Below are 23,829 nucleotides of genomic sequence, written 5' to 3' on the forward strand. Positions count from 1 at the left end.
AAGGGTAAATTCGAGCGCACCAAGCCGCACGTCAACGTGGGCACGATCGGTCACGTGGACCACGGCAAGACGACGCTGACGGCAGCACTGACGAAGATCGGCGCCGAGCGCTTCGGTGGCGAGTTCAAGGCGTACGACCAGATCGACGCGGCGCCGGAAGAGAAGGCGCGCGGTATCACGATTTCGACGGCGCACGTGGAATACGAATCGCCGACGCGTCATTACGCGCACGTGGACTGCCCGGGACACGCGGACTATGTGAAGAACATGATCACGGGTGCGGCGCAGATGGACGGCGCGATCCTGGTGTGTTCGGCGGCCGACGGTCCGATGCCGCAGACGCGTGAGCACATCCTGCTGGCGCGCCAGGTTGGCGTGCCGTACGTGGTGGTGTTCCTGAACAAGGCGGACATGGTGGACGACGCCGAGCTGCTGGAGCTCGTCGAGATGGAAGTGCGCGAACTGCTGAGCAAGTACGAATTCCCGGGCGACGACACGCCGGTGATCAAGGGTTCGGCGCTGAAGGCGCTGGAAGGCGATCAGAGCGAAATCGGCGTGCCGGCGATCATCAAGCTGGTGGAAGCGCTGGACACGTACATTCCGGAACCGGTGCGCGTGCTGGACAAGCCGTTCCTGATGCCGGTGGAAGACGTGTTCTCGATTTCGGGTCGCGGCACGGTGGTTACGGGTCGTATCGAGCGCGGGATCATCAAGGTCGGTGACGAAATCGAAATCGTCGGCATCCGTCCGACGGTGAAGACGACGGTGACGGGCGTTGAAATGTTCCGCAAGCTGCTGGACCAGGGCCAGGCGGGCGACAACGTGGGCCTGCTGCTGCGCGGCACGAAGCGTGACGACGTGGAACGCGGTCAGGTGCTGTGCAAGCCGGCGTCGATCAACCCGCATACGAAGTTCGAAGCGGAAGTGTACGTGCTGTCGAAGGACGAAGGCGGACGTCATACGCCGTTCTTCAAGGGTTATCGTCCGCAGTTCTATTTCCGCACGACGGACGTGACGGGCAATGTGGAACTGCCGGAAGGCGTCGAGATGGTGATGCCAGGCGACAACGTGAAGATGGTGGTCACGCTGATCGCGCCGATCGCGATGGAAGAAGGTTTGCGCTTCGCGATTCGCGAAGGCGGCCGCACCGTCGGCGCCGGCGTCGTCGCCAAGATCTTCGCGTAACAGACAGCGGTATTCGCCGTCCCGCCAGAAGCGGGGCGGCCCCTACAGCGAAAAGAGGCACAGGATGTGCCTCGTGTTCGCCAGACACGGAGTCGTCGCGTATCGAGCCCGCTTGACGGGCGCCTTTGCGCGTACTACACTTTCATGTCTGGGCGGACCAGTTTACTGGTCTGCCCGATTTTTTGGGGAGCGGCACATGAAGTTGCCGCCTCCCGTCGCTCTTTTACTGAAGGATTTCGGCCATGGCGGACCAAAAGATCCGTATTCGACTGAAGGCATTCGATCATCGCCTGATCGATCGCTCCGCGAGTGAAATCGTGGAGACCGCGAAGCGTACCGGCGCCCAGGTGCGCGGTCCCATTCCGCTGCCGACCAAGATCGAACGCTACACCGTTCTGGTGTCGCCGCACGTCGACAAAGACGCGCGTGACCAGTACGAGACGCGCACCCACAAGCGCGTGCTGGATATTGTCGATCCCAATGACAAGACCGTGGACGCCCTGATGAAGCTCGACCTCGCCGCCGGCGTGGACGTGCAAATCAAGCTGTACTGAGTCCGGGCGTAACACAGGCAACAGGACACGAACATGAGTATCGGATTGGTTGGCCGCAAGTGCGGCATGAGCCGAGTCTTCACCGAAGACGGTCGCTCGATTCCGGTGACCCTGATCGAAGCGACGCCGAACCGCGTCACGCAGATCAAGACGGTCGAGGCCGACGGTTATAACGCCGTGCAGGTCACCGCTGGCAACAAGCGTGCTTCGCTGGTAAACAAGGCGGCCGCAGGTCATTACGCCAAAGCCAAGGTCGAAGCCGGCCGTGGTCTCTGGGAATTCCGCGTCGACGCGGCCGAAGTCGGCACGTTCAACGTCGGCGGCGAAGTGAAGGCCGATGAGGTCTTCAAGGTCGGCCAGAAGGTCGACGTCCAGGGCGTCAGCAAGGGTAAGGGCTTCCAGGGCACCATCAAGCGCTGGAATTTCACGATGGGTGACGCGAGCCACGGTAACTCGCTGTCGCATCGCGCGCCGGGTTCTATCGGCCAGCGTCAGACGCCGGGCCGCGTGTTTCCGGGCAAGAAGATGTCTGGCCACATGGGCAACGTCACGCGTTCGGCCATGAATCTCGAAGTCGTGCAGATCGACACCGAGCGCCACCTGATCGCCGTCAAGGGCGCGGTGCCGGGTGCGACCGGCGGCGACGTCATCATCCGCGCGGCTGCCAAGGCCTGAGGAGCGACGCCATGGAACTCAATGTTATCGGTGCCTCGCCGCTGAACGTTTCCGATGCCGTGTTCGGCAAGGAATTTCGCGGTGATCTCGTGCACCAGGTCGTTACGGCCTATCGCAACGCCGCTCGTGCGGGCACGAAGGCGCAGCTGTCGCGCTCGGAAGTCTCCGGCACGACGAAGAAGTTCAAGAAGCAGAAGGGCGGCGGTGCTCGTCACGGCGATTACCGCGCTCCGATCTTCGTCGGCGGTGGTGTCGCATTCGCTGCGAAGCCGCGTGACTTCTCGCAGAAGGTCAACAAGAAGATGTTTCGCGGCGCGCTCGCCTCGATCCTGTCCGAGCTGATCCGTCAGGATCGTCTGAAGGTCGTGACCGAGTTCGACGTCGATGCGCCGAAGACCAAAGGTCTTGTGGCGAAGCTTGGCGAGATGAACTTCACCGGCAAGACGATCATCGTCAGCGAGAACGTCAGCGAGAATCTTTATCTCGCGGCGCGCAACAACCACAAAGTGCTTGAAGTCGTCGACACCAACGCGCTGAACCCGGTCGCCCTCGTGCGTGCCGATCACGTCGTCGTGACGGTCGACGCGGTGAAGAAGATCGAGGAGTGGCTGGCATGAACGAGCGTCTCCTTAATGTGATTCGTGCGCCGCGCATTTCTGAGAAGACTGCGCGTCTGGCCGAATCCAACCAGTATGTGTTCGAAGTCGCGTCGACTGCGACCAAAGCCGACGTGAAGGCGGCCATCGAGCAGCTGTTCAGCGTCACTGTCGAGGCGGTCAATGTGGTCAATGCCAAAGGCAAGACCAAGACCTTCCGTTTCCGTTCGGGCCGTCGTTCCGACCAGCGCAAGGCGTATGTCCGCCTCGCCGAAGGTCAGAGCATCGACGTAACGGCCAAGGCCTAAGGTGGGAAACCCATGGCACTGATTGATTACAAGCCGACTTCTGCTGGACGCCGCGCGATGGTTCGCGTGGTCACGCCGGGCCTCCACAAGGGCTCGCCGTATGCCGCACTGACCGAAGCGCAGAACAAGACCGGCGGCCGCAACAACAACGGTCGCATCACCACCCGTCACAAGGGCGGCGGTTCCAAGCAGCACTACCGCGTCATCGATTTCAAGCGCGACAAGGAAGGCATCCCGGCTCGCGTTGAACGTCTCGAGTACGATCCGAACCGCACTGCGCATATCGCGTTGCTGTGTTACGCCGACGGCGAGCGTCGCTACATCATCGCGCCGAAGGGCGTGAAGGAAGGCGATCAGCTGATGGCCGGCCGCGATGCACCGATCAAGGTCGGCAACGCGCTGCCGCTGCGCAATATCCCGGTCGGTTCGACCGTGCATTGCATCGAAATGAAGCCGGGCAAGGGCGCGCAGATCGCGCGTGCTGCCGGCGGCTCGGCTCAGCTCGTTGCGCGCGAAGGTGGCTACGCCACGCTGCGCCTGCGTTCGGGCGAAATGCGCAAGGTTCCGGCTGACTGCGTCGCGACGCTGGGCGAAGTCGGTAATTCCGAGCACAACCTCGAGAACATCGGCAAGGCCGGTGCGCAGCGTTGGCGCGGAGTTCGTCCGACCGTTCGCGGTGCGGCGATGAACCCGGTCGACCATCCGCACGGTGGTGGTGAGGCCCGCGCCGGACAGGGTAACCCGCATCCGGTGTCGCCGTGGGGCATGCCGACCAAGGGCTACAAGACGCGCAAGAACAAGCGCACTTCCCAGTTCATCGTGCGCGATCGTCGCGGCTGATAGGTACTCATCATGGCTCGTTCACTGAAGAAAGGTCCGTTCATCGATCTTCACCTGCAGAAGAAGGTGGAGGCCGCTGCGGCTGCCAACAACAAGCGCCCGATCAAGACCTGGTCGCGCCGTTCGATGATCCTGCCGCAGATGGTCGGTCTCACGATCGCTGTCCACAACGGCAAGGCTCACATTCCGGTGCTGATCAACGAAAACATGGTCGGCCACAAGCTCGGCGAGTTCGCCGTGACCCGTACGTTCAAGGGTCACTCCGGCGACAAGAAAGCCGATAAGAAGTAAGGGGCACTGCGATGGAAACCAAAGCAATCCTGCGCAGCGCGCGCATTTCGCCGCAGAAGGTCCGCCTGGTCGCCGACCAGGTCCGTGGCATGCCGGTCGACCGCGCCACCAATCTGCTCACGTTCAGCGACAAGAAGGCGGCGCACCTCGTCAAGAAGGTGCTGCTGTCGGCTATCGCTAATGCCGAGAACAACGACGGCGCCGATGTCGACGAGCTGAAGGTCGCGAAGATCTTCGTCGACGAAGGCCCGACCCTGAAGCGTTTCGCCGCCCGCGCCAAGGGTCGTGGCACGCGCATCATCAAGCGGACCAGCCACATCACTGTGGTTGTCGGTACCGGCAGCTAAGCGAAGGACTTAGAACGATGGGTCACAAAGTTCATCCTACCGGTATCCGCCTTGGCATAGCCAAGGAGTGGAACTCCAAGTGGTACGCCAACAAGCGTGATTTCGCCGGCTACCTGGCCGCCGACCTCAAGGTTCGCGACGTACTGAAAAAGAAGCTTGCTCAGGCCGGCATCAGCAAGATCCTGATCGAGCGTCCGGCGAAGACCGCTCGCGTAACGATCCACACCGCCCGTCCGGGCGTGGTGATCGGCAAGAAGGGCGAAGACATCGAGAAGCTGCGCAAGGAGGTCTCGGCGATCATGGGCGTCCCCGCTCATATCAACGTGACCGAAGTGCGCAAGCCGGAACTCGATGCGCAGCTCGTTGCCGAATCGATCGCGCAGCAGCTCGAGCGCCGCATCATGTTCCGTCGCGCCATGAAGCGCGCGGTGCAAAACGCGATGCGCATCGGCGCGCTGGGCATCAAGGTCAACGTTGCCGGCCGACTGAACGGCGCGGAAATCGCGCGTTCGGAGTGGTACCGCGAAGGTCGTGTGCCGCTGCACACCCTGCGCGCCGACATCGACTATGGCTTCGCGGAAGCGACCACCACCTACGGCATCATCGGCATCAAGGTGTGGGTCTACAAGGGCGAAATCTTCGACCTCGCACAGGCGGCTGAAGCTGCCAAGGCAGAGGCGAGCGAAGAGCGTCCGCAGCGCCGCGCGCCGAAGCAAGGAGCCTGATCATGCTGCAACCCAAGCGTACCAAGTACCGCAAGGTATTTAAGGGCCGCAACGACGGCCTGAGCTTCGTCGCGAACAAGGTGAGCTTCGGCGAGTACGGTCTGAAGTCGACCGAGTTCGGCCAACTGACCTCGCGTCAGATCGAAGCCGCCCGTCGCTGCATCACCCGTTTCGTCAAGCGCGGCGGCAAGCTGTGGATCCGCGTCTTCCCGGACAAGCCGATTACCAAGAAGCCGATCGAAGTCCGAATGGGCGCCGGTAAGGGTAACGTCGAGTACTGGGTCGCTCCGATCCAGCCGGGCCGCATGCTGTACGAAATCGAGGGCGTCGATGAAGCCGCCGCACGCGAAGCGTTCCGCCTCGCCGCTGCCAAGCTCTCGGTCAAGACCCAATTCGTGACCCGCACGGTGCTGTGATGGAACTGAAAGAACTTCGTACCAAGTCCGCGCAGGACCTCACCGCCCACCTCGGCGAACTGCGCAACGAGCAGTTCAAGCTGCGCATGCAGAAGGGCTCCGGCCAGCTGACCCAGACGCATCAGATTTTGCGCGTTCGCCGCGAGATCGCGACGGTCAAGATGCTGCTCGGCCAGAAGAAGTAAGGACAGACGCCATGACCGATAACGAAAAGGCTGTCCGCACCATTCAGGGTCGCGTGGTCAGCAACAAGATGAGCAAGACGGTGACCGTGCTGGTCGAGCGCCAGGTGCAGCACGAGCTGTACGGCAAGATCATCCGCCGTTCCACCAAGTATCACGCTCACGACGAGAAGAACGAGTGTCAGGAAGGCGACGTCGTCCGCATCCAGGAATGCGCGCCGCTGTCCAAGACCAAGAACTTCCGCGTGGTCGAGATCGTCGCCCGCGCCGCGCAGTAAGACAGGTCTGAGGAGAAACAATCATGATTCAGATGCAGACCTACCTCGCGGCCGCCGACAACTCGGGCGCGCGCGAACTGATGTGTATCAAAGTGCTGGGCGGTTCGAAGCGTCGTTACGCCGCTATCGGCGACATCATCAAGGTCACGGTCAAGGATGCGATTCCGCGTGGCAAGGTGAAGAAGGGCGAGGTCTACGACGCGGTTGTCGTGCGCACCAAGAAGGGGGTGCGTCGTGCCGACGGTTCGCTGATCCGTTTCGACGGCAACGCGGCCGTGCTGCTCAATAACAAGCTCGAGCCGATCGGCACGCGCATCTTCGGACCGGTCACGCGCGAACTGCGTGGCGAGAAGTTCATGAAGATCGTGTCGCTCGCGCCCGAAGTGCTGTAACGGGGTTTACGCCATGAATCGTATCCGTAAGGGTGATCGCGTCGTCGTGATCACCGGCAAGAACAAAGGTCAGACGGGCGAAGTCGTGCGGATCGCGGAAGACCGCGTTTTCGTCGCCGGCCTGAATCTGATCAAGCGCCACACGAAGCCGAACCCGCAGGCGAACCAGCCGGGCGGCATCGTCGAGCGTGAGGCCTCCATCCATAATTCCAACGTGCAGCTGGTCAATCCGGCGACGGGCAAGGGCGAACGCGTCGGCTACAAAGTCCTCGAGGACGGCCGCAAGGTGCGTGTGTTCCGCAAGTCCGGCGAAATGGTTGACGCTTGAGGATTGCCGTAATGACCCGCCTTGAAAAACACTACAAAGATGTCGTCGTACCCAAGCTGATGGAACGCTTCGGCTACGCCAACGTCATGCAGGTGCCTCGTCTGACCAAGATCACGCTGAACATGGGCGTGGGCGAAGCGGTCGGCAACAAGAAGGTGCTTGAGAACGCCGTTGACGACATGGCCAAGATCTCGGGCCAGAAGCCGGTCACGACCAAGGCGCGCGTTTCGGTCGCCTCGTTCAAGATCCGCGAAGGCTGGCCGATCGGCTGCAAGGTCACGCTGCGCCGCGCGCACATGTTCGAGTTCCTCGATCGCCTGGTCAATGTGGCTCTGCCGCGCGTTCGCGACTTCCGCGGCGTGTCGGGTCGCGCGTTCGACGGCCGTGGCAACTACAACATGGGTATCAAGGAACAGATCATCTTCCCGGAAATCGACTTCGACCAGGTCGACGCGATGCGCGGCATGGACATCTCGATCGCCACGACGGCGAAGTCCGACGAAGAAGCCCGTGCCCTGCTCGAAGCGTTCAGCTTCCCGTTCCGCAACTGATTTCGAGGATTCCGAAATGGCAAAATCCTGCATGGTGAATCGCGAAGTCAAGCGCGAGAAGCTTGCGAAGAAGTACGCCACGAAGCGCGCCGAACTCAAGAAGATCGTCGCCAGCGTCGATGCGTCGTACGAAGATAAGATGGATGCAGCTGCAAAGCTGCAGAAGCTGCCGCGGGACTCCAGTCCGGCGCGTCAGCGCAATCGTTGTGAACTGACCGGCCGTAGCCGTGGCGTCTACCGCAAGTTCGGCCTCGGCCGCAACAAGCTGCGTGAGGCGACGATGCGCGGCGACGTACCCGGTCTGCGCAAAGCCAGCTGGTAATTTCCAGCGGATATCGGTGCTAACTTAAGGATTCACTTCAATGAGCATGACTGATCCCATCGCCGACATGTTTACCCGGATTCGCAATGCCCAGCTCACGGGCAAGGCGACGGTGCGCATGCCGAGCTCCAAGATCAAGCTGGCCCTGGCCAAGCTGCTGAAAGACGAAGGCTACATCCGCGACGCACAGGTCAACGACGTCGAAGGAAAGCCGGAACTCGAAATCGCCCTGAAGTACTACCTGGGCAAGCCGGTCATCGAGCGTCTGGAGCGCGTGTCGCGTTCCGGTCTGCGCGTCTACCGCGGCAAGGACGCGCTGCCCAAGGTTCTGGGTGGTCTGGGCATCTCCATCGTTTCGACGTCGAGCGGCGTCATGACCGATGCGCAGGCACGGGCGAAGGGCCTGGGCGGCGAAGTCATCGGCCTGGTCGCCTAAGAGGAGATTGCCAATGTCCCGCGTTGCAAAACTGCCGATCGCTCTGCCGAAGGGCGTCGAATGTCAGGTGGCCGCCGATGGCGTCACCGTGAAGGGCCCGAAGGGCTCGCTGAAATCCGTCGCGTTCCCGGGTGTCGAAATCGCCCTGAACGGTGCCGAGCTGACCTGCAAGCCCGTCGCGATTGCCGACGACAAGCTCGCCGGTACCGCGCGTGCCGTGATCAACAACATGGTCAAAGGCGTCAGCGAAGGCTATGTCCGCAAGCTCGAACTCGTCGGCGTCGGTTACCGCGCTGCGATGCAGGGTAAGGATCTGAGCCTTACGCTCGGCTTCTCGCACCCGGTCGTGTTCAAGGCGCCGGAAGGCGTCGCGCTTGAAACGCCGAGCCAGACCGAAATCCTGATCAAGGGTGCGGACAAGCAGGCCGTCGGCCAGGCCGCTGCCAAGATCCGTGGATTCCGTCCGCCGGAACCCTACAAGGGCAAGGGCGTGCGGTACTCCGGCGAGAAGATCACCTTGAAGGAAGCCAAGAAGGCCTAAGCGTGAAAGCCCGGCTTCGCGCCGGGCTTCGCCATACCCTTCAGCTTCGGAGAATGATGATGGACAAGAATATTTCCCGCCTTCGTCGTGCAAAGTCGACGCGCGCACGCATCCGCACTCTGGCGATCGCCCGGCTGACCGTGCACCGCACGGGTCAGCACATCTACGCTCAGGTCATCGCGCCGTCGGGCGACAAGGTCATTGCAGCCGCATCGACGCTGCAGGACTCGGTCATCGAGGGTCTCAAAGGCACGAAGAACAAGACAGCCGCTGCTGCGGTCGGCAAGGCAATTGCCGAACGCGCGAAAGCTGCAGGAATCGAAGCCGTCGCGTTCGATCGCTCGGGTTTCAAGTACCACGGCCGCATCCAGGCGCTGGCCGATGCGGCGCGCGAAGCCGGCCTGAAGTTCTAAGCAATACCACTGGTGAGGCACTTGGGATCGGACGTGTCGTCCACAGTTCGATCTCCGCTCGCCGGCTAGCAGAAACAACACAACTCCAAGCGGCCAAGGCCGTAAGCAACGTGTCCCGCTCCGTCGGGACCACCAAGGTGCACTATGTCTTCCAATGAACGTGAAAACAGCGACGGCATGCTGGAGAAGCTGATCGCCGTCAACCGCGTGGCCAAGACGGTCAAGGGCGGTCGGCAGATGAGCTTCACCGCATTGACGGTCGTTGGTGACGGCGACGGCAAGGTCGGTTTCGGCTACGGCAAGGCGCGCGAAGTGCCGGTCGCGATCCAGAAAGCGATGGAGCGTGCCCGCCGCAACATGACGAGCGTCAAGCTCAACGACGGCACCCTGTGGCATGCCGTCAAGGCGAACCACGGCGCGGCCAAGGTCTTCATGCAGCCGGCGTCGGCCGGTACCGGCGTGATCGCCGGCGGTGCGATGCGCGCCGTTCTCGAAGTGGTCGGCGTGAAGAACGTTCTCGCGAAGGCCGTGGGTTCGCGCAATCCGATCAATCTGGTGCGTGCGACGATCAAGGGCCTGGTCGCAATGGCCTCCCCGGATCGCATCGCCGCCAAGCGTGGCAAGAGCGTTGCTGAGGTGACTGGTCATGGCGAATAACACTGAAAAGACCGTGCGTGTGCGCTTGGTCAAGGGCCTGCGCGGCGTGCAGGCGCGTCACCGCCTGAGCGTGAAGGCTCTCGGCCTGAACAAGCTCAACGACGTGCGCGAACTGAAAGACAGCCCGCAGGTGCGTGGTCTCATCAACACGGTCTACTACCTGGTAGCCGTGGAAAACCAGGCCTGAGCCCTCAAGGAATTCGGAGTACATCATGCGTCTCAATACGCTCAAGCCCGCCGACGGCGCCCGTAAGGATCGCGTCCGCGTTGGTCGCGGTATCGGTTCCGGCCTCGGCAAGACCGCGGGTCGCGGTCACAAAGGTCAGTACGCGCGCACCGGCAAAGGCAAGGTCAAGGCTGGTTTCGAAGGCGGCCAGATGCCGCTGCAGCGCCGCCTGCCGAAGGTCGGTTTCCGTTCGAAGACCGCTCACGAGGTCAGCGAAGTCCTGCTGTACAAGCTCGACTCGCTCAACGTCGACGTCATCGATTTCGAGGTGTTGCGCGCTGCCGGTCTCGTCGAGTCCCGCGCCAAGCACGCCAAGATCGTGAAGAAGGGCGACATCAAGCGCGCGGTCAAGCTGAAGGGCGTGGCGGTCACCGCCGGCGCCAAGGCCGCGATCGAGGCAGCCGGCGGTAGCGCGGAGTAATTCCATGGCAGCAAACCAGGCCAATGCGCTCGCTTCGCTCGGTAAATTTGCCGAGATCAAGCAGCGCATCCTGTTTGTGATCGGTGCGTTGATCGTCTACCGCCTCGGCACCTTCATTCCGGTGCCGGGCGTGAATCCGGAAGCCATGACCCGCCTGATCGAACAGCAGGGCGGCATCCTGGACATGTTCAACATGTTTTCCGGCGGTGCGCTCGAGCGCATGTCGATCTTCGCGCTGAACGTCGTCCCGTACATTTCGGCGTCGATCATCGTGCAGTTGTTCACGACCGTGGTTCCCAGCCTCGCGCAGCTGCGCAAGGAAGGAGAATCCGGTCGCCGCACGATCACCAAGTACACGCGCTTCGGCGCCGTGGGCTTGGCGGCGTTCCAGGCTTTCGGTGTTTCCGTGGCGCTGTCCGGCCAGGCGGGTGTGGTTTACAACCCGGGACCGGGCTTCATCTTCGCGGCGGTCGTCGGGCTGACGGCGGGCACCATGTTCCTGATGTGGCTGGGCGAGCAGATCACCGAGCGCGGCATCGGCAACGGCATCTCGCTGCTGATCTTCGCCGGTATCGTCGCCGGCCTGCCCGGTGCCGTGGTTCACACGCTGAACATGGCGCGCGAAGGCCAGCTGAATCCGCTGATGGTCGTGACGGTTCTCGCGATCGTGCTGCTCGTGACGGCTTTTGTCGTGTTCGTCGAACGCGGTCAACGCCGTATCACCGTCAATTACGCGCGGCGTATGGGCGGTGCCAAGGCGTACATGAACCAGAGTTCGCACTTGCCGCTGAAGCTCAACATGTCGGGCGTCATCCCGGCGATCTTCGCGTCCTCGTTGATCATGTTCCCGGCAACGGCCGCGACGTGGTTCAGCAAGTCGGGTGAGGTTCGTTGGCTGCAGATTCTGACGACTGGTCTGACGCCGGGGCAGCCGGTCTACATGATCGTCTTTGCCGCACTGATCGTGGTTTTCGCGTTCTTCTACACGGCGCTCGTGTTCAATTCGCAGGAAACCGCGGACAACCTGAAGAAGCAGGGCGCGTTGATCCCGGGTATTCGTCCAGGCAAGGCGACGGCCGATTACATCGACCGCGTGCTCACTCATCTGACGGCTGCCGGCGCGATCTATCTGGTCGCGGTCTGCCTGATCCCGGACATCCTGCGTAACGCGTGGAACGTTCCGTTCTATTTCGGCGGGACCTCGCTTTTGATCGTGGTCGTCGTGGTGATGGATTTCACCGCGCAAGTCCAGGCCCATCTGGTGTCGCACCAGTACGGCAGTCTGTTGAAGAAATCGAATCTGCGCGGCCGCTGAGCCGCGCAGTTCCCCCGCAGATGACGGGGGGCTAGGGGTTACCTCGGAGCTTGCTCCGTGACGGGATTTGTCAATTCCCGCGAACCAAGGTACAATTTTCAGTTCACTGCGCTTTAAGCCCGTTCGGAGAGATTTACATGGCGCGCATTGCAGGTGTCAACCTGCCGGTCCACAAGCATGTGTGGGTCGGTTTGCAGAGTATTTACGGCATCGGCCGCTCGCGGTCGAAGAAGGTCTGCGAAGCTGTCGGCGTCAAGGCGTCGAGCAAGATCAAGGACTTGACCGAGGCGGAAGTCGAAAAGCTGCGCCATGAGATCGCCAAGTACACGGTCGAAGGCGATCTTCGCCGCGAAGTGGGCATGAGCATCAAGCGTCTGATCGATCTGGGCTGCTACCGCGGTCTGCGTCATCGTCGCGGTCTGCCGGTGCGCGGTCAGCGTACCCGCACCAACGCCCGTACCCGCAAGGGTCCGCGTCGCGCGATCAAGAAGTAATGGATTCGGATAGAACTCATGAATAAGCCGGCAGCTGCCAAGACCAAGAAGAAAGTCAAGCGCGTCGTGACGGATGGTATCGTCCACGTGCAGGCCTCCTTCAACAATACCGTTATCACCATCACCGATCGTCAGGGCAATGCGTTGTCCTGGGCGACCTCCGGTGGCGCCGGCTTCCGCGGCTCGCGCAAGTCGACGCCGTTCGCTGCGCAGGTCGCTGCCGAAAAGGCCGGCCGCGCCGCGCTCGACTACGGCCTGAAGACGCTGGAAGTTCGCATCAAGGGCCCCGGCCCGGGTCGCGAATCCGCGGTGCGTTCGCTGAATGCGCTCGGCTACAAGGTCACCAACATCATTGACGTCACGCCGATTCCGCATAACGGCTGCCGTCCGCCCAAGCGCCGCCGCGTGTAAGGAGCACCGACAAATGGCACGTTATATCGGTCCCACCTGCAAGCTCGCGCGCCGCGAAGGCGCCGATCTCAGCCTCAAGAGCCCTGCTCGCGCAGTCGACTCGAAGTGCAAGCTCGAGCAGAAGCCGGGTCAGCACGGTGCAGCCCGCAAGGGCAAGCTGTCCGACTACGCCGTACAGCTGCGCGAAAAGCAGAAGGTCAAGCGTATCTACGGTCTGCTGGAACGTCAGTTCCGCAGCTACTACGCCAAGGCGTCGCGCAAGAAAGGCAATACCGGCGAATCGCTGCTGCAGATGCTCGAACAGCGCCTCGACAACGTCGTCTATCGCATGGGTTTTGCGGTGACGCGTACTCAGGCTCGTCAGCTCGTCGCGCACAAGGCGATCGAAGTCAACGGCAAGAAGGTCAATCTGGCCTCGTTCCAGGTCAAGGCCGGCGACCAGATCAGCGTCACTGAGAATTCGCGCGGCCAGCTGCGCATCCAGGAAGCGCTGACGCTGTCGCAGGAAATGGATCTGGCGCCGAACTGGGTCGAAGTCGACGCGAAGAAGTTCAGCGGCATGTTCAAGTCGGTGCCGGAGCGCTCGGACCTGCCGTCCGACATCAACGAAGCGCTGATCGTCGAACTTTATTCGAAGTAATTCTGGAGAGTCGGGTACATGGCCCATTCGTCTACCACCGTTCTGCGCGCCCGCGGCATTGGCGTGGAGCGCGTCGGCGCCAACCGCGCCAAGGTGATCGTCGAACCGCTTGAGCGCGGTTTCGGTCACACGCTCGGCAATGCGCTGCGCCGCGTGCTGCTGTCGTCCATTCCGGGCGCGGCCATCACGGAAGTCGAGATCGATGGCGTGCTGCACGAGTACACGACGCTGGAAGGTCTGCAGGAGGACGTCATCGAAGTCCTGCTGAACCTCAAGGACGTCGCGATTCGCATGCACGGTCAGGATGAGGCGACGCTGAGTTTGTCCCGCAAGGGCAAGGGCGTCGTCACGGCCGGCGACATCAAGGTCGATCACAACGTCGAGATCGTGAATCCCGATCACGTGATCTGCCATCTGACGAAAGACATCGCGCTCAACATGCGGCTCAAGATCGTTCGCGGCGTCGGCTATCAGCCCGCCACGGCGCGTCGTCTGCCGGAAGAAGAGACGCGTCCGATCGGCCGTCTGCAGCTGGATGCCTCGTTCTGTCCGGTCCGTCGAGTCGCTTACGAAGTCGATGCCGCCCGCGTCGAGCAGCGCACCGACCTCGACAAGCTCGTGCTCGATGTCGAAACCAACGGCACGATCGATGCCGAAGACGCGGTCCGCAAGGCCGCCGAGATCGTGCAGGATCAGTTGTCCGTGTTCGGTGACTTCACGCGTCGCGAAAGCGCCGACACGAAGGCCGAGAAGGGCGGCGTCGATCCGCTGCTGCTGCGTCCGATCGACGACCTGGAACTGACCGTGCGCTCGGCCAACTGCCTCAAGGCCGAGAGCATCTACTACATCGGCGACCTCGTGCAGAAGACCGAAGTCGAGCTGCTGAAGACGCCGAATCTGGGCAAGAAGTCGCTCACCGAGATCAAGGACGTGCTGGGTGCGCGTGGCTTGTCGCTCGGCATGAAGCTCGAGAACTGGCCGCCGATGGGTCTTACCCACGGCATGATGGGCTGATCCCTGTCAGGATCACCAAGGAAACACGACCATGCGTCACATGAAATCGGGCCGCAAGCTCAACCGGACCAGCAGCCACCGCGAAGCGATGTTCAAGAACATGGCTTCGTCGCTGTTCAAGCACGAGCTCATCAAGACCACGCTGCCGAAGGCGAAGGAACTGCGTCGCGTTGCCGAGCCGCTGATCACGCTCGCAAAGACTGACGGTGTTGCGAATCGCCGCCTCGCGTTCGCGCGTTTGCGCGACAAGGTAGCGGTCGGCAAGCTGTTCGTCGACCTCGGTCCGCGCTATCGCGAACGCAAGGGCGGCTACCTGCGCATCTTGAAGTGCGGCTTCCGCGCCGGCGACAATGCACCGATGGCCTACGTCGAACTCGTCGACCGTCCGGTCGCGACGGGCGACGCCGCCGAGTAATAGCAGTCGCTGTACAGCATCGAAAGCCCGGGTCGGCGACGACCTGGGCTTTTTTGCGTTGAGGCATTGACCGCTCCGGTTGGCGCGGCGTCGCGGCGAACCGTCGCAGACCCGGCACTTTGTGCGGTGCTGGCGGTCCATTGTCGTCTCGATCGATACTCGCCCATTGCGCCGTCCACGCATACAGCCGGAGATCTGCCGTTCCATGAAACTGAACCCGTTCGCGTGGTCATTCCGCGTCCAGTACCTGTTCGGAGCGGTCTGCGTAGCCGCCTTGCTCGGCTACGCATTCTTCGCCCAGTTCCAGCTCGGCAAGGATCCCTGTCCGCTCTGCATTCTTCAGCGCGTCGCGTTCTTCGTCATGGGCGTGTTTTTCCTGCTCGGTGCGCTGCATGGTCCGCGCGGCGGCGGGCGCAAGGTGTATGCCGTGCTGGTGAGCCTCGGCGGTATCGTCGGTGCGCTGATTGCGGGACGACACGTCTGGCTCACGCATCTGCCGGCGGACGAAGTGCCTGCCTGTGGCCCGGGTCTGAACTTCATGCTCGATACCTTCCCGCTGTCGAAGACCCTGCAGCTCGTGCTGACGGGCTCCGGCGAATGCGCAAAGGTCGACTGGACCTTCCTGGGATTGTCGATGCCGGCATGGTGTCTGATCTGGTTTGTCGGACTGACGCTGTTCGCGCTGATCGCCGCCTGGCGCAAGCCGCCCCGTCCCTACGGCACCTTACGATAAATCGCCATATCCGCCGGCTGCGGCACAAGCGCTCATGAGCTTGCGTCGTCGCGGCGCTGTGGCAAGATCGTTTTCCGCACTGCAGCAAGGCCGCGTCATGAGTCAGATCGAGCGTCAGATCCATCCCGTCCGCGAAGCGAAGGACTGGAGTCCGTCGTCCTGGCAGTCCCGGCCCGCCGTGCAGCAGCCGAGCTATGCCGATGCCGGCGAACTCGACCGGGCGCTGGACAAGCTGCGAAACCTGCCGCCGCTCGTCACGTCGTGGGAAGTCATTGCGCTGCGCAAGCAGATCGCCGAGGCGCAGGAAGGCCGCCGTTTTCTGTTGCAGGGCGGCGATTGCGCCGAGAGTTTCGACGACTGTTCGTCGGCGCTGATATCCAACCGGCTCAAGGTACTGCTGCAGATGAGCCTCGTGCTCACGCACGGTCTCAAGCTGCCGGTCGTGCGCGTCGGTCGCTTCGCCGGCCAGTACGCGAAGCCGCGATCGGCCGATACCGAGACGCGCGACGGCATCACGCTGCCGTGCTATCGCGGCGACATCGTCAACGCGGTCGAGTTCTCGCCGGAGGCGCGCCGCCCCGACCCGCAGCGACTGGTCGAAGGCCATTCGCATTCCGCGCTCACGATGAATTTCGTGCGCGCGCTGATCGACGGCGGGTTCGCCGACCTGCACCACCCGGAATACTGGGATCTCGACTGGGTCAAATATTCGCCGCTGCAGAACGAATATCAGCACATGGTCGAATCGATCGGCGACTCGCTGCGCTTCATGGAGACGCTGCACGGCGCGCCGATCGGCAGCTTCTCGCGCGTCGACTTCTACACGTCGCACGAAGCGCTCGTGCTGCACTACGAGCAGGCCCAGACGCGCCAGGTTCCGCGACAGTGGGGCTGGTTCAACCTGTCCACGCATTTCCCGTGGATCGGCATGCGGACGGCCGATGTCGACGGCGCTCACGTCGAGTATTTCCGTGGCATCCGCAATCCGGTTGCGGTCAAGGTCGGTCCTTCGGTGAAACCTGATCAGCTCAAGCGGCTCGTCGCGATCCTGAATCCGGACAACGAACCGGGCCGCCTGACCTTGCTGCACCGCATGGGTGCCGACAAGATCAGCCAGCATCTGCCGCCGCTCGTCGAAGCTGTGAAATCCGAAGGCGCGCGCGTGCTCTGGAGCTGCGATCCGATGCACGGCAATACCGAGTCGACGTCCTCTGGCGTCAAGACGCGCCGGTTCGAGAATATCCGCAATGAACTCGAGCGCGCGTTCGACATTCACTCCGCCTGCGGCACGCGTCTCGGCGGCGTGCATCTCGAGCTGACCGGCGAAAACGTCACCGAATGCCTGGGCGGCGCGCGCGACCTCACGGAAACCGATCTGGCCCGCGCCTACAAGTCGAACGTCGATCCGCGACTGAACTACGAGCAGTCGATCGAGATGGCCATGCTGATCGTGCGCAAGCAGACGCAGGCCACGCCCGTCACGCCGGCGAACTGACGCATCGTTTTCGTGCCGCGGTGCGTACCGTGTTGCGGCGCATCCGACTCATAGAGGGAAAGCGACGAGGCGCCGCGTACGCTCGACGCCGGACTATGGCGACGCACCCGAAGCGATCGTCGGCAGAAATGCCGGCGGACGGCGTGCCTTCGTCGCCTGTTCGAACGCGTAGGCATAGCGCAGCAGTTTCGCTTCGCTCCACGCCGGCCCGATGAAGGTGAGCCCGATCGGCAGCCCGCGCACGTCGCCCAGCGGCACGGTGATCGATGGATAACCAGCGGCTGCCGCGATCGTGCTCGTGACGGCGGTGAAGCGATCGCCGTTGACAGGGTCGGTCACCCAGGACGGGTTGTTGGACGGTACGACGAGCACGTCGATCTTGTACTTTTTCATCGCCGCGTCGACGCCGTCCTTGCGTGCGTAGCGGCGCAGGCTCGCGAGCGCCTGCTTGTACGCCCTGTCGTTCAGCGTGCCGCTGGCCTGCGCCTGTTCCAGCAGCTCCTGGCCGAACGGGCCGAGTTCCTGCGCGGGGTGGGCGCGATTCCAGGCGATGAGCTCGGAAAGATTCGCAATCGGCACGCCGCGGCGCGTCGCCAGATACGCGTTGACGGCAGTCTTGAACTCGTAGGTCCAGACAGTCATTTCGAGCGCGTCGAGCTTGCCGGCGTTCGGCAGCTTGACGGGATCGACGAGAGCGGCGCCCGCGTCGAGCATGCGTGCGATCGCCTTTTCGAAGGCTGCGGCGACGTCCGCGTTGAACTCCGCGTAGTCGCGCACCACGCCGACCCGCACGCCGCGCAAGCCGTCGACGGCGAGTCCGCGCGTGTAGTCGGTCGCGTGCTTGTCGGCATCCCAGCTTGCCTTGTCGCGTGAATCGGAACCGGCCAGGGCGTTCAGCAGAACCGCCGTGTCGGTGACGCTGCGCGCCATCGGACCCGGCGTGTCGAGCGACGGGGCGAGCGGAATCGTGCCGCTGCGGCTGACGAGGCCGACAGTCGGCTTCAGGCCCACGATTGCGGCGTTCGCCGCCGGACAAAGGATCGATCCGTCGGTTTCCGTGCCGACGGCGACGACGGCGAGATTCGCGGCGACGGCGACCGCACTGCCCGAACTCGATCCGCACGGATTTCGGTCGAGCACGTAAGGATTCCGTGTCTGCCCGCCGCGTGCGCTCCAGCCGCTGGTCGAGCGCGTCGAGCGGAAGTTCGACCACTCGCTGAGATTCGTCTTGCCGAGCACGACGGCGCCTGCCTTTCGCAACCTTTCCACAATGGCGGCGTCCTGTGCCGCCGGCGTTCCGACCAGTGCGAGCGAGCCGGCGCTGGTCTGCATCGCGTCAGCCGTGTCGATCGTGTCCTTGAGCAGAACCGGAACGCCGTGCAGCGGCCCGCGCACCTTGCCGGCGGCGCGTTCCGCGTCGAGGGCGTCGGCGATCGTCAGAGCATCGGGATTGATCTCGATGACGGCGCTGAGTTCGGGGCCGGCGTCGTCGAGCCGCGCAATGCGATCGAGGTACAGCTGAACGATCGTGCGTGCAGTGAGTTCCTTCGACTCCATGCGGCGCTGCAACTCGGCGATACCGGCCTCGTGCAGGGAGAACGGCGCGGTCGGCGACGTGTCGACCGGTGCCGGCGGCGTCGCCGGCGGCGCGGTCGCGCAACCGGTCACGCTCAATGCAGCCGCGGCGATGGTCATGCATAGCGCAGGAAGCGAGCGCATCGTTCGTTTCTCCGTCATGCGTGCGGCGCGCCGATGATGCCAGACGGCTCTGCGTCGCGACGCTGCCGAGGGTTTTTCCGGTACAGCGACAGCACGCCGCCGAGTTCACCGCGCCAGGGCGTGCCGCGCCAGTCTCGCCAGCGCGCGGCGCAGTGCAGGCCGGCGCAGGCCGCCCACGCATCGAGCGTGGCCACGTCGACCTCGCGGCCGTCGACGCGATAGCGCCGCATACCGGCGCGCGTGCGGAGGGCAATGTCGGTCGCGACCGCTTCGGTATCGCCGCCGGTATATGTTGTTTCAAGCAGCAACGCGCCGGAGTCGTGCAACGCCGTCGCGAATCGTGCAATCGCCTGCGCCTGCCGGCGCGCATCCGTCAGCAATGACAGCGTGTTGGTCAGACAGACGATCAGTCGATACGCGTTCTCCATCGAAAGCAGGGAGAAATCGCCGAGTGTCATTGTGATCGCCGCGCCGCCGGCTTTGCGACGCAGCGCGTCGAGCATCGCAGCCGATGCGTCGACGCCGTGAACGGCCACGCCACGCCCGCTGAGCGGCAACGCATATCGGCCGGTGCCGACGCCGGCCTCCAGTACGGGCCCGCCGGCGGCCAGCGCGACCAGTCGGTCGACGGCGGCCCGCGAGGCGGGCGCATAGATTTCGTCATAGAACTCCGCGCAGCCGTCTCCGTAGCGTGCGGCCGCGTCGCTTTCGTGCTGCTGCAGCGCCGAGTCCGGTACGAGTGCGACCCGAGCGGTTGCGCCGCCGGAAGTCGTGCGTGGATCCCCGGCTTCCCGAAAGTTCAACGGCAAGGGCCAAGGTGTTTCTCGTGCGGACCAATTCTCGCTGGCCCCGCTCTCATCGCCCCCGCTCTCGTCGCCCCGCGTGTCGTCGCGTTCCATCGCGTCTCCGGCTTTGCAATCCATACGTCGTCGGCCGGTGATTTTCGCCACCGTCCGCTAAAGGAAATCCCGCGGTGTTTCTGTCGGTCGCAAGACCTAGGATCGCCGTGGGGTGGTCATTCTTGAGCAGGAGCCCTGAGGGGGCACATCCGCAATCGGATGGTAAGTCACTGACGCACTGCTCGCGTCGCGCGACCTCGAGGCCATGATCATGAGCTATCGATTTGCCGTGTTGTTCGCCGTCAGCGCCGCCATTGCGCCGCACGCCGCCCTGGCCGCCACGCCGACCGGCGGCACGATCAGCCCCGACGCGCCGAATCTCTCGTGGGATGGTCCCTCGACGACGATACCGAGCGGGGCGAGCTGTACGGGCGCGAGCGATGCGGCTTGCGACCGCTTCGCGCTGACGATAGTCCCGCCGGCGAGCGGCGGTTTCCAGATCAAGGTTTCCCTGGATCCCGGTCCGGCCAACGATTGGGATCTCACCGTGTACGGGCCGGGCGGCGCGAGCATGGCGACCTCCGGCAACATCAACGGCCAGATCGAATCCATCACGCTGTCGAATCCGGCTGCCGGCACCTACACGGTCGCCGGCGCGCCGTACGCAGCGCTGACCGCGTACCACGCTACTGCCGAATTCGTCGCCACGGCCGGCGGTGGCGGCGGAACGAACGGCAACGAACCACTGAGTTTTCGCATCTACGCGCCGGCAGGGTTGGGCGAACCGGATCGGCATTGGACCAGGTTCGGGCCGAGCACGGGCGATGGCGGCGGCATCGGCGCGAGCGCGGGCGAGCCGACGCTCGGCGTGCCCGTGAAGAACAACCTGATACTGCAGGCCACGCAGCCGAACCGGTCGAATCTGATGTACATCGCCGGTCTGCAGACGCTGCGGCTCGAGATCGACAGCAGCGTGTCGCCGCCTGTCGGCACGTGGCGCAACAAGAGCGCACCAACGCACGTGCAGACGCTCGATCCGATTCTTGAAGTCAATCAGAAGACCGGACGCACCCTCTCGACGCAGTTGAATGCGAAGCGCTCGCTGATCTCGCTGTCGGACGACAACGGCGAGACCTGGACCGAAAGCCCGCAGGGCGGCGGCATCAACTCCGGCGTCGATCATCAGACCATCGGCACGGGTCCGTTCTCGCCGAGCGACCCGGTCGGCAGTCTGTTGTATCCGGAAGCGGTGTACTACGCGTCGCAGGACATCGCCGCGGCGGAAGCGTCGATCAGCCACGACGGCGGCGTGACCTGGGGCGCCGCCGTTCCCATGTACAACATTCTCAATTGCGGTGGTTTGCACGGGCATTTGCAGGTCACGCCCGACACGGCGCCCGACGACCGGAAGGGCACCGTCTTCGTGCCGAACAAGAACTGCGGCGGCGAGGCCGGTTTTGCGCGCTCGACCGACGGCGGCGTCGCGTGGCAGACCATCGTCGTGCCCGGTGTCGGCGGCAGCGGCAGCGATCCGGCCATGGGCGTGGCTGCCGACGGCACCGTGTATTTCGGTCAATGCGGCGGCAACAACGCGAACGTCGTCGTTTCCGTGAGCACCGACAACGGCGGCACCTGGACGACGCCGGCCGACATCGGTGCGCCGCTCGGCCTCAAGAACTGTGTCTTTCCCACGATGGTCGCCGGCGATGCGCAGCGCGCGGCGTTCGCGTTCCTCGGCTCGACGACGGCCGGCGCCGAAGGCACGGGAGAAGACCCGACTGCGTTTCCGGGCGTCTGGTATCTCTATGTCGCCGCCACCTACGACGGCGGCGCAACCTGGACCACGGTCAACGTGACACCGGACGACCCGGTACAGCGCGGCGCGGTCTGCCTGTCCGGAACGACCTGCGCCGGCGGGCGCAACCTGCTCGACTTCATCGACATCCAGAAGGACGAGAAGGGTCGCATCTACGTCGCCTATGCCGACGGCTGCACGGGTACCTGTGTCAGCGGCGGCGCGAACAGCGGCAGCGACGTCGCGCGTATCGCGCGTCAGCAGCCCGGATCGCGCTCGCTCTACGGCGCCTACGACGGCGACTTCGCGCCGGCTCAGCCGGTCGCGCCGCTGCAGCCGTATCTCGAAGCGTTTCTCAGCGGCAGCCAGAGCGTGCCGCGCGCGAGCATCCGCTGGGCGCAGCCCTGGGACGGCCGGCAGGCGATCACGCAGTACAAACTGTTTCGCCGCGCCGATCCGGGCAGCTACGGCGCGGCGCCGCTGGCCACGCTGGGCGCGGCGGCGCTGAGCTATGTCGACACGTCGGTGCAGGCCGGCGTCTCGTATTGCTACAAGGTGCAGGCGGTCAACGGCGCCGGCACATCGCCGGCCGTCTACGAAGCCTGCGCGGTCGCAGAGCCCGTCGTCGATCCCTGTGCGATTCCGGGAGCGCTGCGTGCCGACGACAGCGGCGGCGACCAGACAGGCGCGCCGGCCAATGCACAGCTCGATCTCAAGAGGTTGTTCGTCGGCGAGCCGTTCATCGGCGACCCGGCCGCCTGCGCGACGCCGTCGGAACGCAAGCTCGTGTTCGACCTCGAACTTGGCGACACTGCCGTCACGAGTCCGGGAAATACCTGGATCGTCCTGTGGAACCGCGCGCACCCGCAGCCCGACGCCACCGGCACGCAGACCTACGACCGGCAGATGATCAATGCGCGCGCCACCGCGACCGGTGTGGAATGCCACGTCGGCAAAGTCACGGCACCGAGCGTGAACCAGGGCGTGGACACGGCCACGCTCGCGGCAGCCGACTGCCAACTCAAGGGCGACGGACATCTGATCATCCAGGTGCCGCTGAACCTCATCGACGATTGCTTGGGTGCGAACTGCGGTGTCGACGTCGGCTATTCGCTGCAGGGCGTGGAAATACGCAATTTTTCCGCCAACCTGAGCGGCCAGCCGATCAGCAGCACCGCGGCGCAGGACACGAGTCCGGCGCTGAGCTACACGCTGATCGGCAACGACGCCTGCCGGCCGAATCCGCTGCCGACTGCGGCCGGGGACGATCTGTTCGCGAACCTCGCGCAGGCGAGCGCGAACCTCGACGTGCTCGGGAACGACGAGGCGAACGGATGCGGCACGCTGCGCATCACCGACGTCTCGACGCCGATTTCCGGCACCGCGGCCATTGCTGCCGACGGTCTGTCGATCGTCTATGCGCCGACGGGTCAGGTCTGCGACGACCGCTTCACCTACACGATCGAAGACGGCACTCACGGCAACACGGCGTTCGCGGTTGTCGTCGTGCATCACGACCGGCGCACGACCGCCGGTGTCGACGAATATCTGTTCGCCGACGGATTCGACGGCGGCTTCACGTGCCCGGCACCGGTCACGCCATGACGGCTGCGAGTTTTCGATGATGGACGCGCGCAGGACATCGATGAGGCTATCGTCGTGCGTCGGCGGCCTGGCCGCCGTCGCACTGCTCGGCGGCTGCGCGAGCGTCGATACGCGCACGGCACCGCAACGTCTCGGCGGACGCGGCCATGACATTGCCTATGCCGTCGCCGTCGCGCCGGATGGCGGTGCGCGTGTCGCGATGGAACTCACCGGGCCGCTGCTGGGCGGCAGCGCGCCTCACGAGGCGCATCGCCGCAACGCAGCGCGTTCGCCGGACAAGGACGTCCCGGAACGGGCTCGCGTCGAGCAGGGTTCGATCCTGCCGCCGCCGATCGACGTTCCGCGTGCACGCATTGCCGCGATCGTCGCGTACGACTCGCACGCGCGACAGCGCTGGGCCGCGCGGCTGGCCGGCGGACACGGCATATCGCCGCGTGCCGTGAGCGTCGCTGCCGATGGCACGACCTATGCCGCCGGCTGGTTCCAGCAGCAGATCGCATCGCTCGATACGTCGATTGCGCCGCTCGCGAGTGCCGGCGGTGCCGATGCGTTCGTCGTCGCGCTCGATCGCGGCGGACGGCCGCGCTGGCTGCACGGGATCGGCGGACCGCTCGCCGACAACGCCGTCGCCGTCGTCGCTGCTGCGGACAGCGGCTGCTTCGTCGCCGGC

The 23,829-nt window shown here is 64.0% G+C and carries 34 protein-coding genes; 32 read left to right on the plus strand and 2 right to left on the minus strand.

Features of this window, described 5'->3' with window-relative positions; all coding sequences use genetic code 11:
* From tuf to VLF18_RS10750, 30 genes are all read left to right on the plus strand, one after another.
* The coding region (gene tuf, locus VLF18_RS10605; RefSeq protein ID WP_325279601.1) for an elongation factor Tu at positions 1 to 1,185 on the plus strand (1,185 nt) is incomplete at its 5' end.
* A 242-nt stretch (positions 1,186 to 1,427) separates the two neighbouring features.
* Positions 1,428 to 1,739, plus strand: coding sequence for a 30S ribosomal protein S10 (rpsJ, locus tag VLF18_RS10610; RefSeq protein ID WP_255910649.1), 312 nt, complete (start codon positions 1,428 to 1,430; stop codon positions 1,737 to 1,739).
* Between the two features lie 33 nt (positions 1,740 to 1,772).
* Complete coding sequence (rplC, locus tag VLF18_RS10615; protein WP_325279602.1) at positions 1,773 to 2,414, plus strand: 50S ribosomal protein L3; 642 nt, start codon at positions 1,773 to 1,775, stop codon at positions 2,412 to 2,414.
* An 11-nt stretch (positions 2,415 to 2,425) separates the two neighbouring features.
* The gene (gene rplD / locus VLF18_RS10620; RefSeq protein ID WP_325279603.1) at positions 2,426 to 3,031 is read left to right on the plus strand and encodes a 50S ribosomal protein L4; all 606 of its coding nucleotides are present in this window, start codon (positions 2,426 to 2,428) and stop codon (positions 3,029 to 3,031) included.
* A complete protein-coding gene (gene rplW, locus VLF18_RS10625) occupies positions 3,028 to 3,318 on the plus strand; it encodes a 50S ribosomal protein L23 (RefSeq protein WP_325279604.1) in 291 nt (96 codons plus the stop codon). Before rplD ends, rplW begins: the two co-directional genes overlap by 4 nt.
* Before the next feature lie 12 nt (positions 3,319 to 3,330).
* Complete coding sequence (rplB, locus tag VLF18_RS10630) at positions 3,331 to 4,158, plus strand: 50S ribosomal protein L2 (RefSeq protein ID WP_325279605.1); 828 nt, start codon at positions 3,331 to 3,333, stop codon at positions 4,156 to 4,158.
* A gap of 12 nt (positions 4,159 to 4,170) precedes the next feature.
* Complete coding sequence (gene rpsS / locus VLF18_RS10635; protein WP_325279606.1) at positions 4,171 to 4,449, plus strand: 30S ribosomal protein S19; 279 nt, start codon at positions 4,171 to 4,173, stop codon at positions 4,447 to 4,449.
* 11 nt (positions 4,450 to 4,460) lie between these two features.
* Positions 4,461 to 4,796, plus strand: a complete 336-nt coding sequence (rplV, locus tag VLF18_RS10640) for a 50S ribosomal protein L22 (RefSeq protein WP_257385403.1) — start codon at positions 4,461 to 4,463, stop codon at positions 4,794 to 4,796.
* 17 nt (positions 4,797 to 4,813) lie between these two features.
* Entirely contained in the window at positions 4,814 to 5,521 is a 708-nt protein-coding gene (gene rpsC, locus VLF18_RS10645; protein ID WP_325279607.1) for a 30S ribosomal protein S3, read from the plus strand.
* A 2-nt stretch (positions 5,522 to 5,523) separates the two neighbouring features.
* A complete protein-coding gene (rplP, locus tag VLF18_RS10650; RefSeq protein ID WP_313920177.1) occupies positions 5,524 to 5,937 on the plus strand; it encodes a 50S ribosomal protein L16 in 414 nt (137 codons plus the stop codon).
* Entirely contained in the window at positions 5,937 to 6,122 is a 186-nt protein-coding gene (gene rpmC / locus VLF18_RS10655) for a 50S ribosomal protein L29 (RefSeq protein WP_325279608.1), read from the plus strand. The genes rplP and rpmC overlap by 1 nt, the downstream gene beginning before the upstream one ends.
* 11 nt (positions 6,123 to 6,133) lie before the next feature.
* Positions 6,134 to 6,397, plus strand: a complete 264-nt coding sequence (gene rpsQ, locus VLF18_RS10660) for a 30S ribosomal protein S17 (RefSeq protein ID WP_325279609.1) — start codon at positions 6,134 to 6,136, stop codon at positions 6,395 to 6,397.
* Between the two features lie 23 nt (positions 6,398 to 6,420).
* Positions 6,421 to 6,789 carry a 50S ribosomal protein L14 gene (rplN, locus tag VLF18_RS10665; RefSeq protein ID WP_255910633.1) on the plus strand — a complete coding sequence of 123 codons (369 nt, stop codon included), beginning with the start codon at positions 6,421 to 6,423 and terminating at the stop codon, positions 6,787 to 6,789.
* Positions 6,790 to 6,802: 13 nt separating this feature from the next.
* Entirely contained in the window at positions 6,803 to 7,117 is a 315-nt protein-coding gene (gene rplX / locus VLF18_RS10670) for a 50S ribosomal protein L24 (protein ID WP_325279610.1), read from the plus strand.
* Positions 7,118 to 7,128: 11 nt separating this feature from the next.
* Positions 7,129 to 7,668: a 50S ribosomal protein L5 gene (rplE, locus tag VLF18_RS10675; protein ID WP_325279611.1), complete on the plus strand. Its 540-nt coding sequence runs from the start codon at positions 7,129 to 7,131 to the stop codon at positions 7,666 to 7,668.
* A gap of 16 nt (positions 7,669 to 7,684) precedes the next feature.
* Positions 7,685 to 7,990 (plus strand): 30S ribosomal protein S14, encoded by a 306-nt coding sequence (gene rpsN / locus VLF18_RS10680; protein ID WP_325279612.1) that lies wholly within the window; start codon positions 7,685 to 7,687, stop codon positions 7,988 to 7,990.
* Positions 7,991 to 8,030: 40 nt separating this feature from the next.
* A complete protein-coding gene (rpsH, locus tag VLF18_RS10685; protein ID WP_325279613.1) occupies positions 8,031 to 8,426 on the plus strand; it encodes a 30S ribosomal protein S8 in 396 nt (131 codons plus the stop codon).
* Positions 8,427 to 8,439: 13 nt separating this feature from the next.
* Positions 8,440 to 8,967: a 50S ribosomal protein L6 gene (gene rplF / locus VLF18_RS10690; protein WP_325279614.1), complete on the plus strand. Its 528-nt coding sequence runs from the start codon at positions 8,440 to 8,442 to the stop codon at positions 8,965 to 8,967.
* Positions 8,968 to 9,020: 53 nt separating this feature from the next.
* Positions 9,021 to 9,380: a 50S ribosomal protein L18 gene (gene rplR, locus VLF18_RS10695; RefSeq protein WP_325279615.1), complete on the plus strand. Its 360-nt coding sequence runs from the start codon at positions 9,021 to 9,023 to the stop codon at positions 9,378 to 9,380.
* 144 nt (positions 9,381 to 9,524) lie between these two features.
* Positions 9,525 to 10,037 carry a 30S ribosomal protein S5 gene (rpsE, locus tag VLF18_RS10700; protein ID WP_325279616.1) on the plus strand — a complete coding sequence of 171 codons (513 nt, stop codon included), beginning with the start codon at positions 9,525 to 9,527 and terminating at the stop codon, positions 10,035 to 10,037.
* Entirely contained in the window at positions 10,027 to 10,224 is a 198-nt protein-coding gene (rpmD, locus tag VLF18_RS10705) for a 50S ribosomal protein L30 (protein WP_257385389.1), read from the plus strand. The genes rpsE and rpmD overlap by 11 nt, the downstream gene beginning before the upstream one ends.
* 25 nt (positions 10,225 to 10,249) lie before the next feature.
* Entirely contained in the window at positions 10,250 to 10,684 is a 435-nt protein-coding gene (gene rplO / locus VLF18_RS10710) for a 50S ribosomal protein L15 (protein WP_325279617.1), read from the plus strand.
* 4 nt (positions 10,685 to 10,688) lie between these two features.
* Complete coding sequence (secY, locus tag VLF18_RS10715) at positions 10,689 to 11,999, plus strand: preprotein translocase subunit SecY (RefSeq protein WP_325279618.1); 1,311 nt, start codon at positions 10,689 to 10,691, stop codon at positions 11,997 to 11,999.
* 137 nt (positions 12,000 to 12,136) lie between these two features.
* Positions 12,137 to 12,493, plus strand: coding sequence for a 30S ribosomal protein S13 (rpsM, locus tag VLF18_RS10720; RefSeq protein ID WP_325279619.1), 357 nt, complete (start codon positions 12,137 to 12,139; stop codon positions 12,491 to 12,493).
* Between the two features lie 18 nt (positions 12,494 to 12,511).
* Positions 12,512 to 12,904 carry a 30S ribosomal protein S11 gene (gene rpsK, locus VLF18_RS10725; protein WP_257385382.1) on the plus strand — a complete coding sequence of 131 codons (393 nt, stop codon included), beginning with the start codon at positions 12,512 to 12,514 and terminating at the stop codon, positions 12,902 to 12,904.
* Positions 12,905 to 12,917: 13 nt separating this feature from the next.
* Positions 12,918 to 13,544: a 30S ribosomal protein S4 gene (gene rpsD, locus VLF18_RS10730; RefSeq protein WP_325279620.1), complete on the plus strand. Its 627-nt coding sequence runs from the start codon at positions 12,918 to 12,920 to the stop codon at positions 13,542 to 13,544.
* Positions 13,545 to 13,562: 18 nt separating this feature from the next.
* Complete coding sequence (locus VLF18_RS10735; RefSeq protein ID WP_255910617.1) at positions 13,563 to 14,558, plus strand: DNA-directed RNA polymerase subunit alpha; 996 nt, start codon at positions 13,563 to 13,565, stop codon at positions 14,556 to 14,558.
* A 31-nt stretch (positions 14,559 to 14,589) separates the two neighbouring features.
* Positions 14,590 to 14,973, plus strand: coding sequence for a 50S ribosomal protein L17 (gene rplQ, locus VLF18_RS10740; protein ID WP_325279621.1), 384 nt, complete (start codon positions 14,590 to 14,592; stop codon positions 14,971 to 14,973).
* A gap of 211 nt (positions 14,974 to 15,184) precedes the next feature.
* Positions 15,185 to 15,706, plus strand: coding sequence for a disulfide bond formation protein B (locus tag VLF18_RS10745; RefSeq protein WP_325279627.1), 522 nt, complete (start codon positions 15,185 to 15,187; stop codon positions 15,704 to 15,706).
* A gap of 97 nt (positions 15,707 to 15,803) precedes the next feature.
* On the plus strand, positions 15,804 to 17,201 hold the full coding sequence (locus VLF18_RS10750; protein WP_325279622.1) for a class II 3-deoxy-7-phosphoheptulonate synthase: 1,398 nt from the start codon (positions 15,804 to 15,806) through the stop codon (positions 17,199 to 17,201).
* 93 nt (positions 17,202 to 17,294) lie between these two features.
* Here the strand turns inward: VLF18_RS10750 and VLF18_RS10755 are convergent, their stop codons facing one another.
* Both VLF18_RS10755 and VLF18_RS10760 read right to left on the minus strand, forming a co-directional pair.
* The gene (locus VLF18_RS10755; RefSeq protein WP_325279623.1) at positions 17,295 to 18,920 is read right to left on the minus strand and encodes an amidase; all 1,626 of its coding nucleotides are present in this window, start codon (positions 18,918 to 18,920) and stop codon (positions 17,295 to 17,297) included.
* A 14-nt stretch (positions 18,921 to 18,934) separates the two neighbouring features.
* A complete protein-coding gene (locus tag VLF18_RS10760; RefSeq protein ID WP_325279624.1) occupies positions 18,935 to 19,819 on the minus strand; it encodes a class I SAM-dependent methyltransferase in 885 nt (294 codons plus the stop codon).
* Between the two features lie 211 nt (positions 19,820 to 20,030).
* Here VLF18_RS10760 and VLF18_RS10765 point away from each other — a divergent pair, with 211 nt between their 5' ends.
* Together VLF18_RS10765 and VLF18_RS10770 are read left to right on the plus strand one after the other, a co-directional pair.
* Positions 20,031 to 23,159, plus strand: coding sequence for an Ig-like domain-containing protein (locus tag VLF18_RS10765; protein ID WP_325279625.1), 3,129 nt, complete (start codon positions 20,031 to 20,033; stop codon positions 23,157 to 23,159).
* 40 nt (positions 23,160 to 23,199) lie between these two features.
* The coding region (locus VLF18_RS10770) for a hypothetical protein (RefSeq protein ID WP_325279626.1) at positions 23,200 to 23,829 on the plus strand (630 nt) is incomplete at its 3' end.

It is taken from the genome of Tahibacter sp., from assembly GCF_035481375.1.
Taxonomy (GTDB): Bacteria; Pseudomonadota; Gammaproteobacteria; order Xanthomonadales; family Rhodanobacteraceae; genus Tahibacter.

Bases quoted from the DNA above. Each gene is read 5' to 3' on its own strand.
- rpsD (WP_325279620.1), top strand. From the start codon at position 12,918: ATGGCACGTTATATCGGTCCCACCTGCAAGCTCGCGCGCCGCGAAGGC.
- VLF18_RS10735 (WP_255910617.1), top strand. From the start codon at position 13,563: ATGGCCCATTCGTCTACCACCGTTCTGCGCGCCCGCGGCATTGGCGTG.
- rplD (WP_325279603.1), top strand. From the start codon at position 2,426: ATGGAACTCAATGTTATCGGTGCCTCGCCGCTGAACGTTTCCGATGCC.
- rplO (WP_325279617.1), top strand. From the start codon at position 10,250: ATGCGTCTCAATACGCTCAAGCCCGCCGACGGCGCCCGTAAGGATCGC.
- rplB (WP_325279605.1), top strand. From the start codon at position 3,331: ATGGCACTGATTGATTACAAGCCGACTTCTGCTGGACGCCGCGCGATG.
- rplC (WP_325279602.1), top strand. From the start codon at position 1,773: ATGAGTATCGGATTGGTTGGCCGCAAGTGCGGCATGAGCCGAGTCTTC.
- rplX (WP_325279610.1), top strand. From the start codon at position 6,803: ATGAATCGTATCCGTAAGGGTGATCGCGTCGTCGTGATCACCGGCAAG.
- rplF (WP_325279614.1), top strand. From the start codon at position 8,440: ATGTCCCGCGTTGCAAAACTGCCGATCGCTCTGCCGAAGGGCGTCGAA.
- rpsN (WP_325279612.1), top strand. From the start codon at position 7,685: ATGGCAAAATCCTGCATGGTGAATCGCGAAGTCAAGCGCGAGAAGCTT.
- rpsM (WP_325279619.1), top strand. From the start codon at position 12,137: ATGGCGCGCATTGCAGGTGTCAACCTGCCGGTCCACAAGCATGTGTGG.
- rplE (WP_325279611.1), top strand. From the start codon at position 7,129: ATGACCCGCCTTGAAAAACACTACAAAGATGTCGTCGTACCCAAGCTG.
- rplP (WP_313920177.1), top strand. From the start codon at position 5,524: ATGCTGCAACCCAAGCGTACCAAGTACCGCAAGGTATTTAAGGGCCGC.
- rplV (WP_257385403.1), top strand. From the start codon at position 4,461: ATGGAAACCAAAGCAATCCTGCGCAGCGCGCGCATTTCGCCGCAGAAG.
- rpmC (WP_325279608.1), top strand. From the start codon at position 5,937: ATGGAACTGAAAGAACTTCGTACCAAGTCCGCGCAGGACCTCACCGCC.
- VLF18_RS10755 (WP_325279623.1), bottom strand. From the start codon at position 18,920: ATGCGCTCGCTTCCTGCGCTATGCATGACCATCGCCGCGGCTGCATTG.
- VLF18_RS10750 (WP_325279622.1), top strand. From the start codon at position 15,804: ATGAGTCAGATCGAGCGTCAGATCCATCCCGTCCGCGAAGCGAAGGAC.
- rpsS (WP_325279606.1), top strand. From the start codon at position 4,171: ATGGCTCGTTCACTGAAGAAAGGTCCGTTCATCGATCTTCACCTGCAG.
- rpmD (WP_257385389.1), top strand. From the start codon at position 10,027: ATGGCGAATAACACTGAAAAGACCGTGCGTGTGCGCTTGGTCAAGGGC.
- rpsJ (WP_255910649.1), top strand. From the start codon at position 1,428: ATGGCGGACCAAAAGATCCGTATTCGACTGAAGGCATTCGATCATCGC.
- VLF18_RS10765 (WP_325279625.1), top strand. From the start codon at position 20,031: ATGAGCTATCGATTTGCCGTGTTGTTCGCCGTCAGCGCCGCCATTGCG.
- rpsC (WP_325279607.1), top strand. From the start codon at position 4,814: ATGGGTCACAAAGTTCATCCTACCGGTATCCGCCTTGGCATAGCCAAG.
- secY (WP_325279618.1), top strand. From the start codon at position 10,689: ATGGCAGCAAACCAGGCCAATGCGCTCGCTTCGCTCGGTAAATTTGCC.
- rplR (WP_325279615.1), top strand. From the start codon at position 9,021: ATGATGATGGACAAGAATATTTCCCGCCTTCGTCGTGCAAAGTCGACG.
- rplW (WP_325279604.1), top strand. From the start codon at position 3,028: ATGAACGAGCGTCTCCTTAATGTGATTCGTGCGCCGCGCATTTCTGAG.
- rplQ (WP_325279621.1), top strand. From the start codon at position 14,590: ATGCGTCACATGAAATCGGGCCGCAAGCTCAACCGGACCAGCAGCCAC.
- rpsQ (WP_325279609.1), top strand. From the start codon at position 6,134: ATGACCGATAACGAAAAGGCTGTCCGCACCATTCAGGGTCGCGTGGTC.
- rpsE (WP_325279616.1), top strand. From the start codon at position 9,525: ATGTCTTCCAATGAACGTGAAAACAGCGACGGCATGCTGGAGAAGCTG.
- rplN (WP_255910633.1), top strand. From the start codon at position 6,421: ATGATTCAGATGCAGACCTACCTCGCGGCCGCCGACAACTCGGGCGCG.
- VLF18_RS10760 (WP_325279624.1), bottom strand. From the start codon at position 19,819: ATGGAACGCGACGACACGCGGGGCGACGAGAGCGGGGGCGATGAGAGC.
- rpsK (WP_257385382.1), top strand. From the start codon at position 12,512: ATGAATAAGCCGGCAGCTGCCAAGACCAAGAAGAAAGTCAAGCGCGTC.
- rpsH (WP_325279613.1), top strand. From the start codon at position 8,031: ATGAGCATGACTGATCCCATCGCCGACATGTTTACCCGGATTCGCAAT.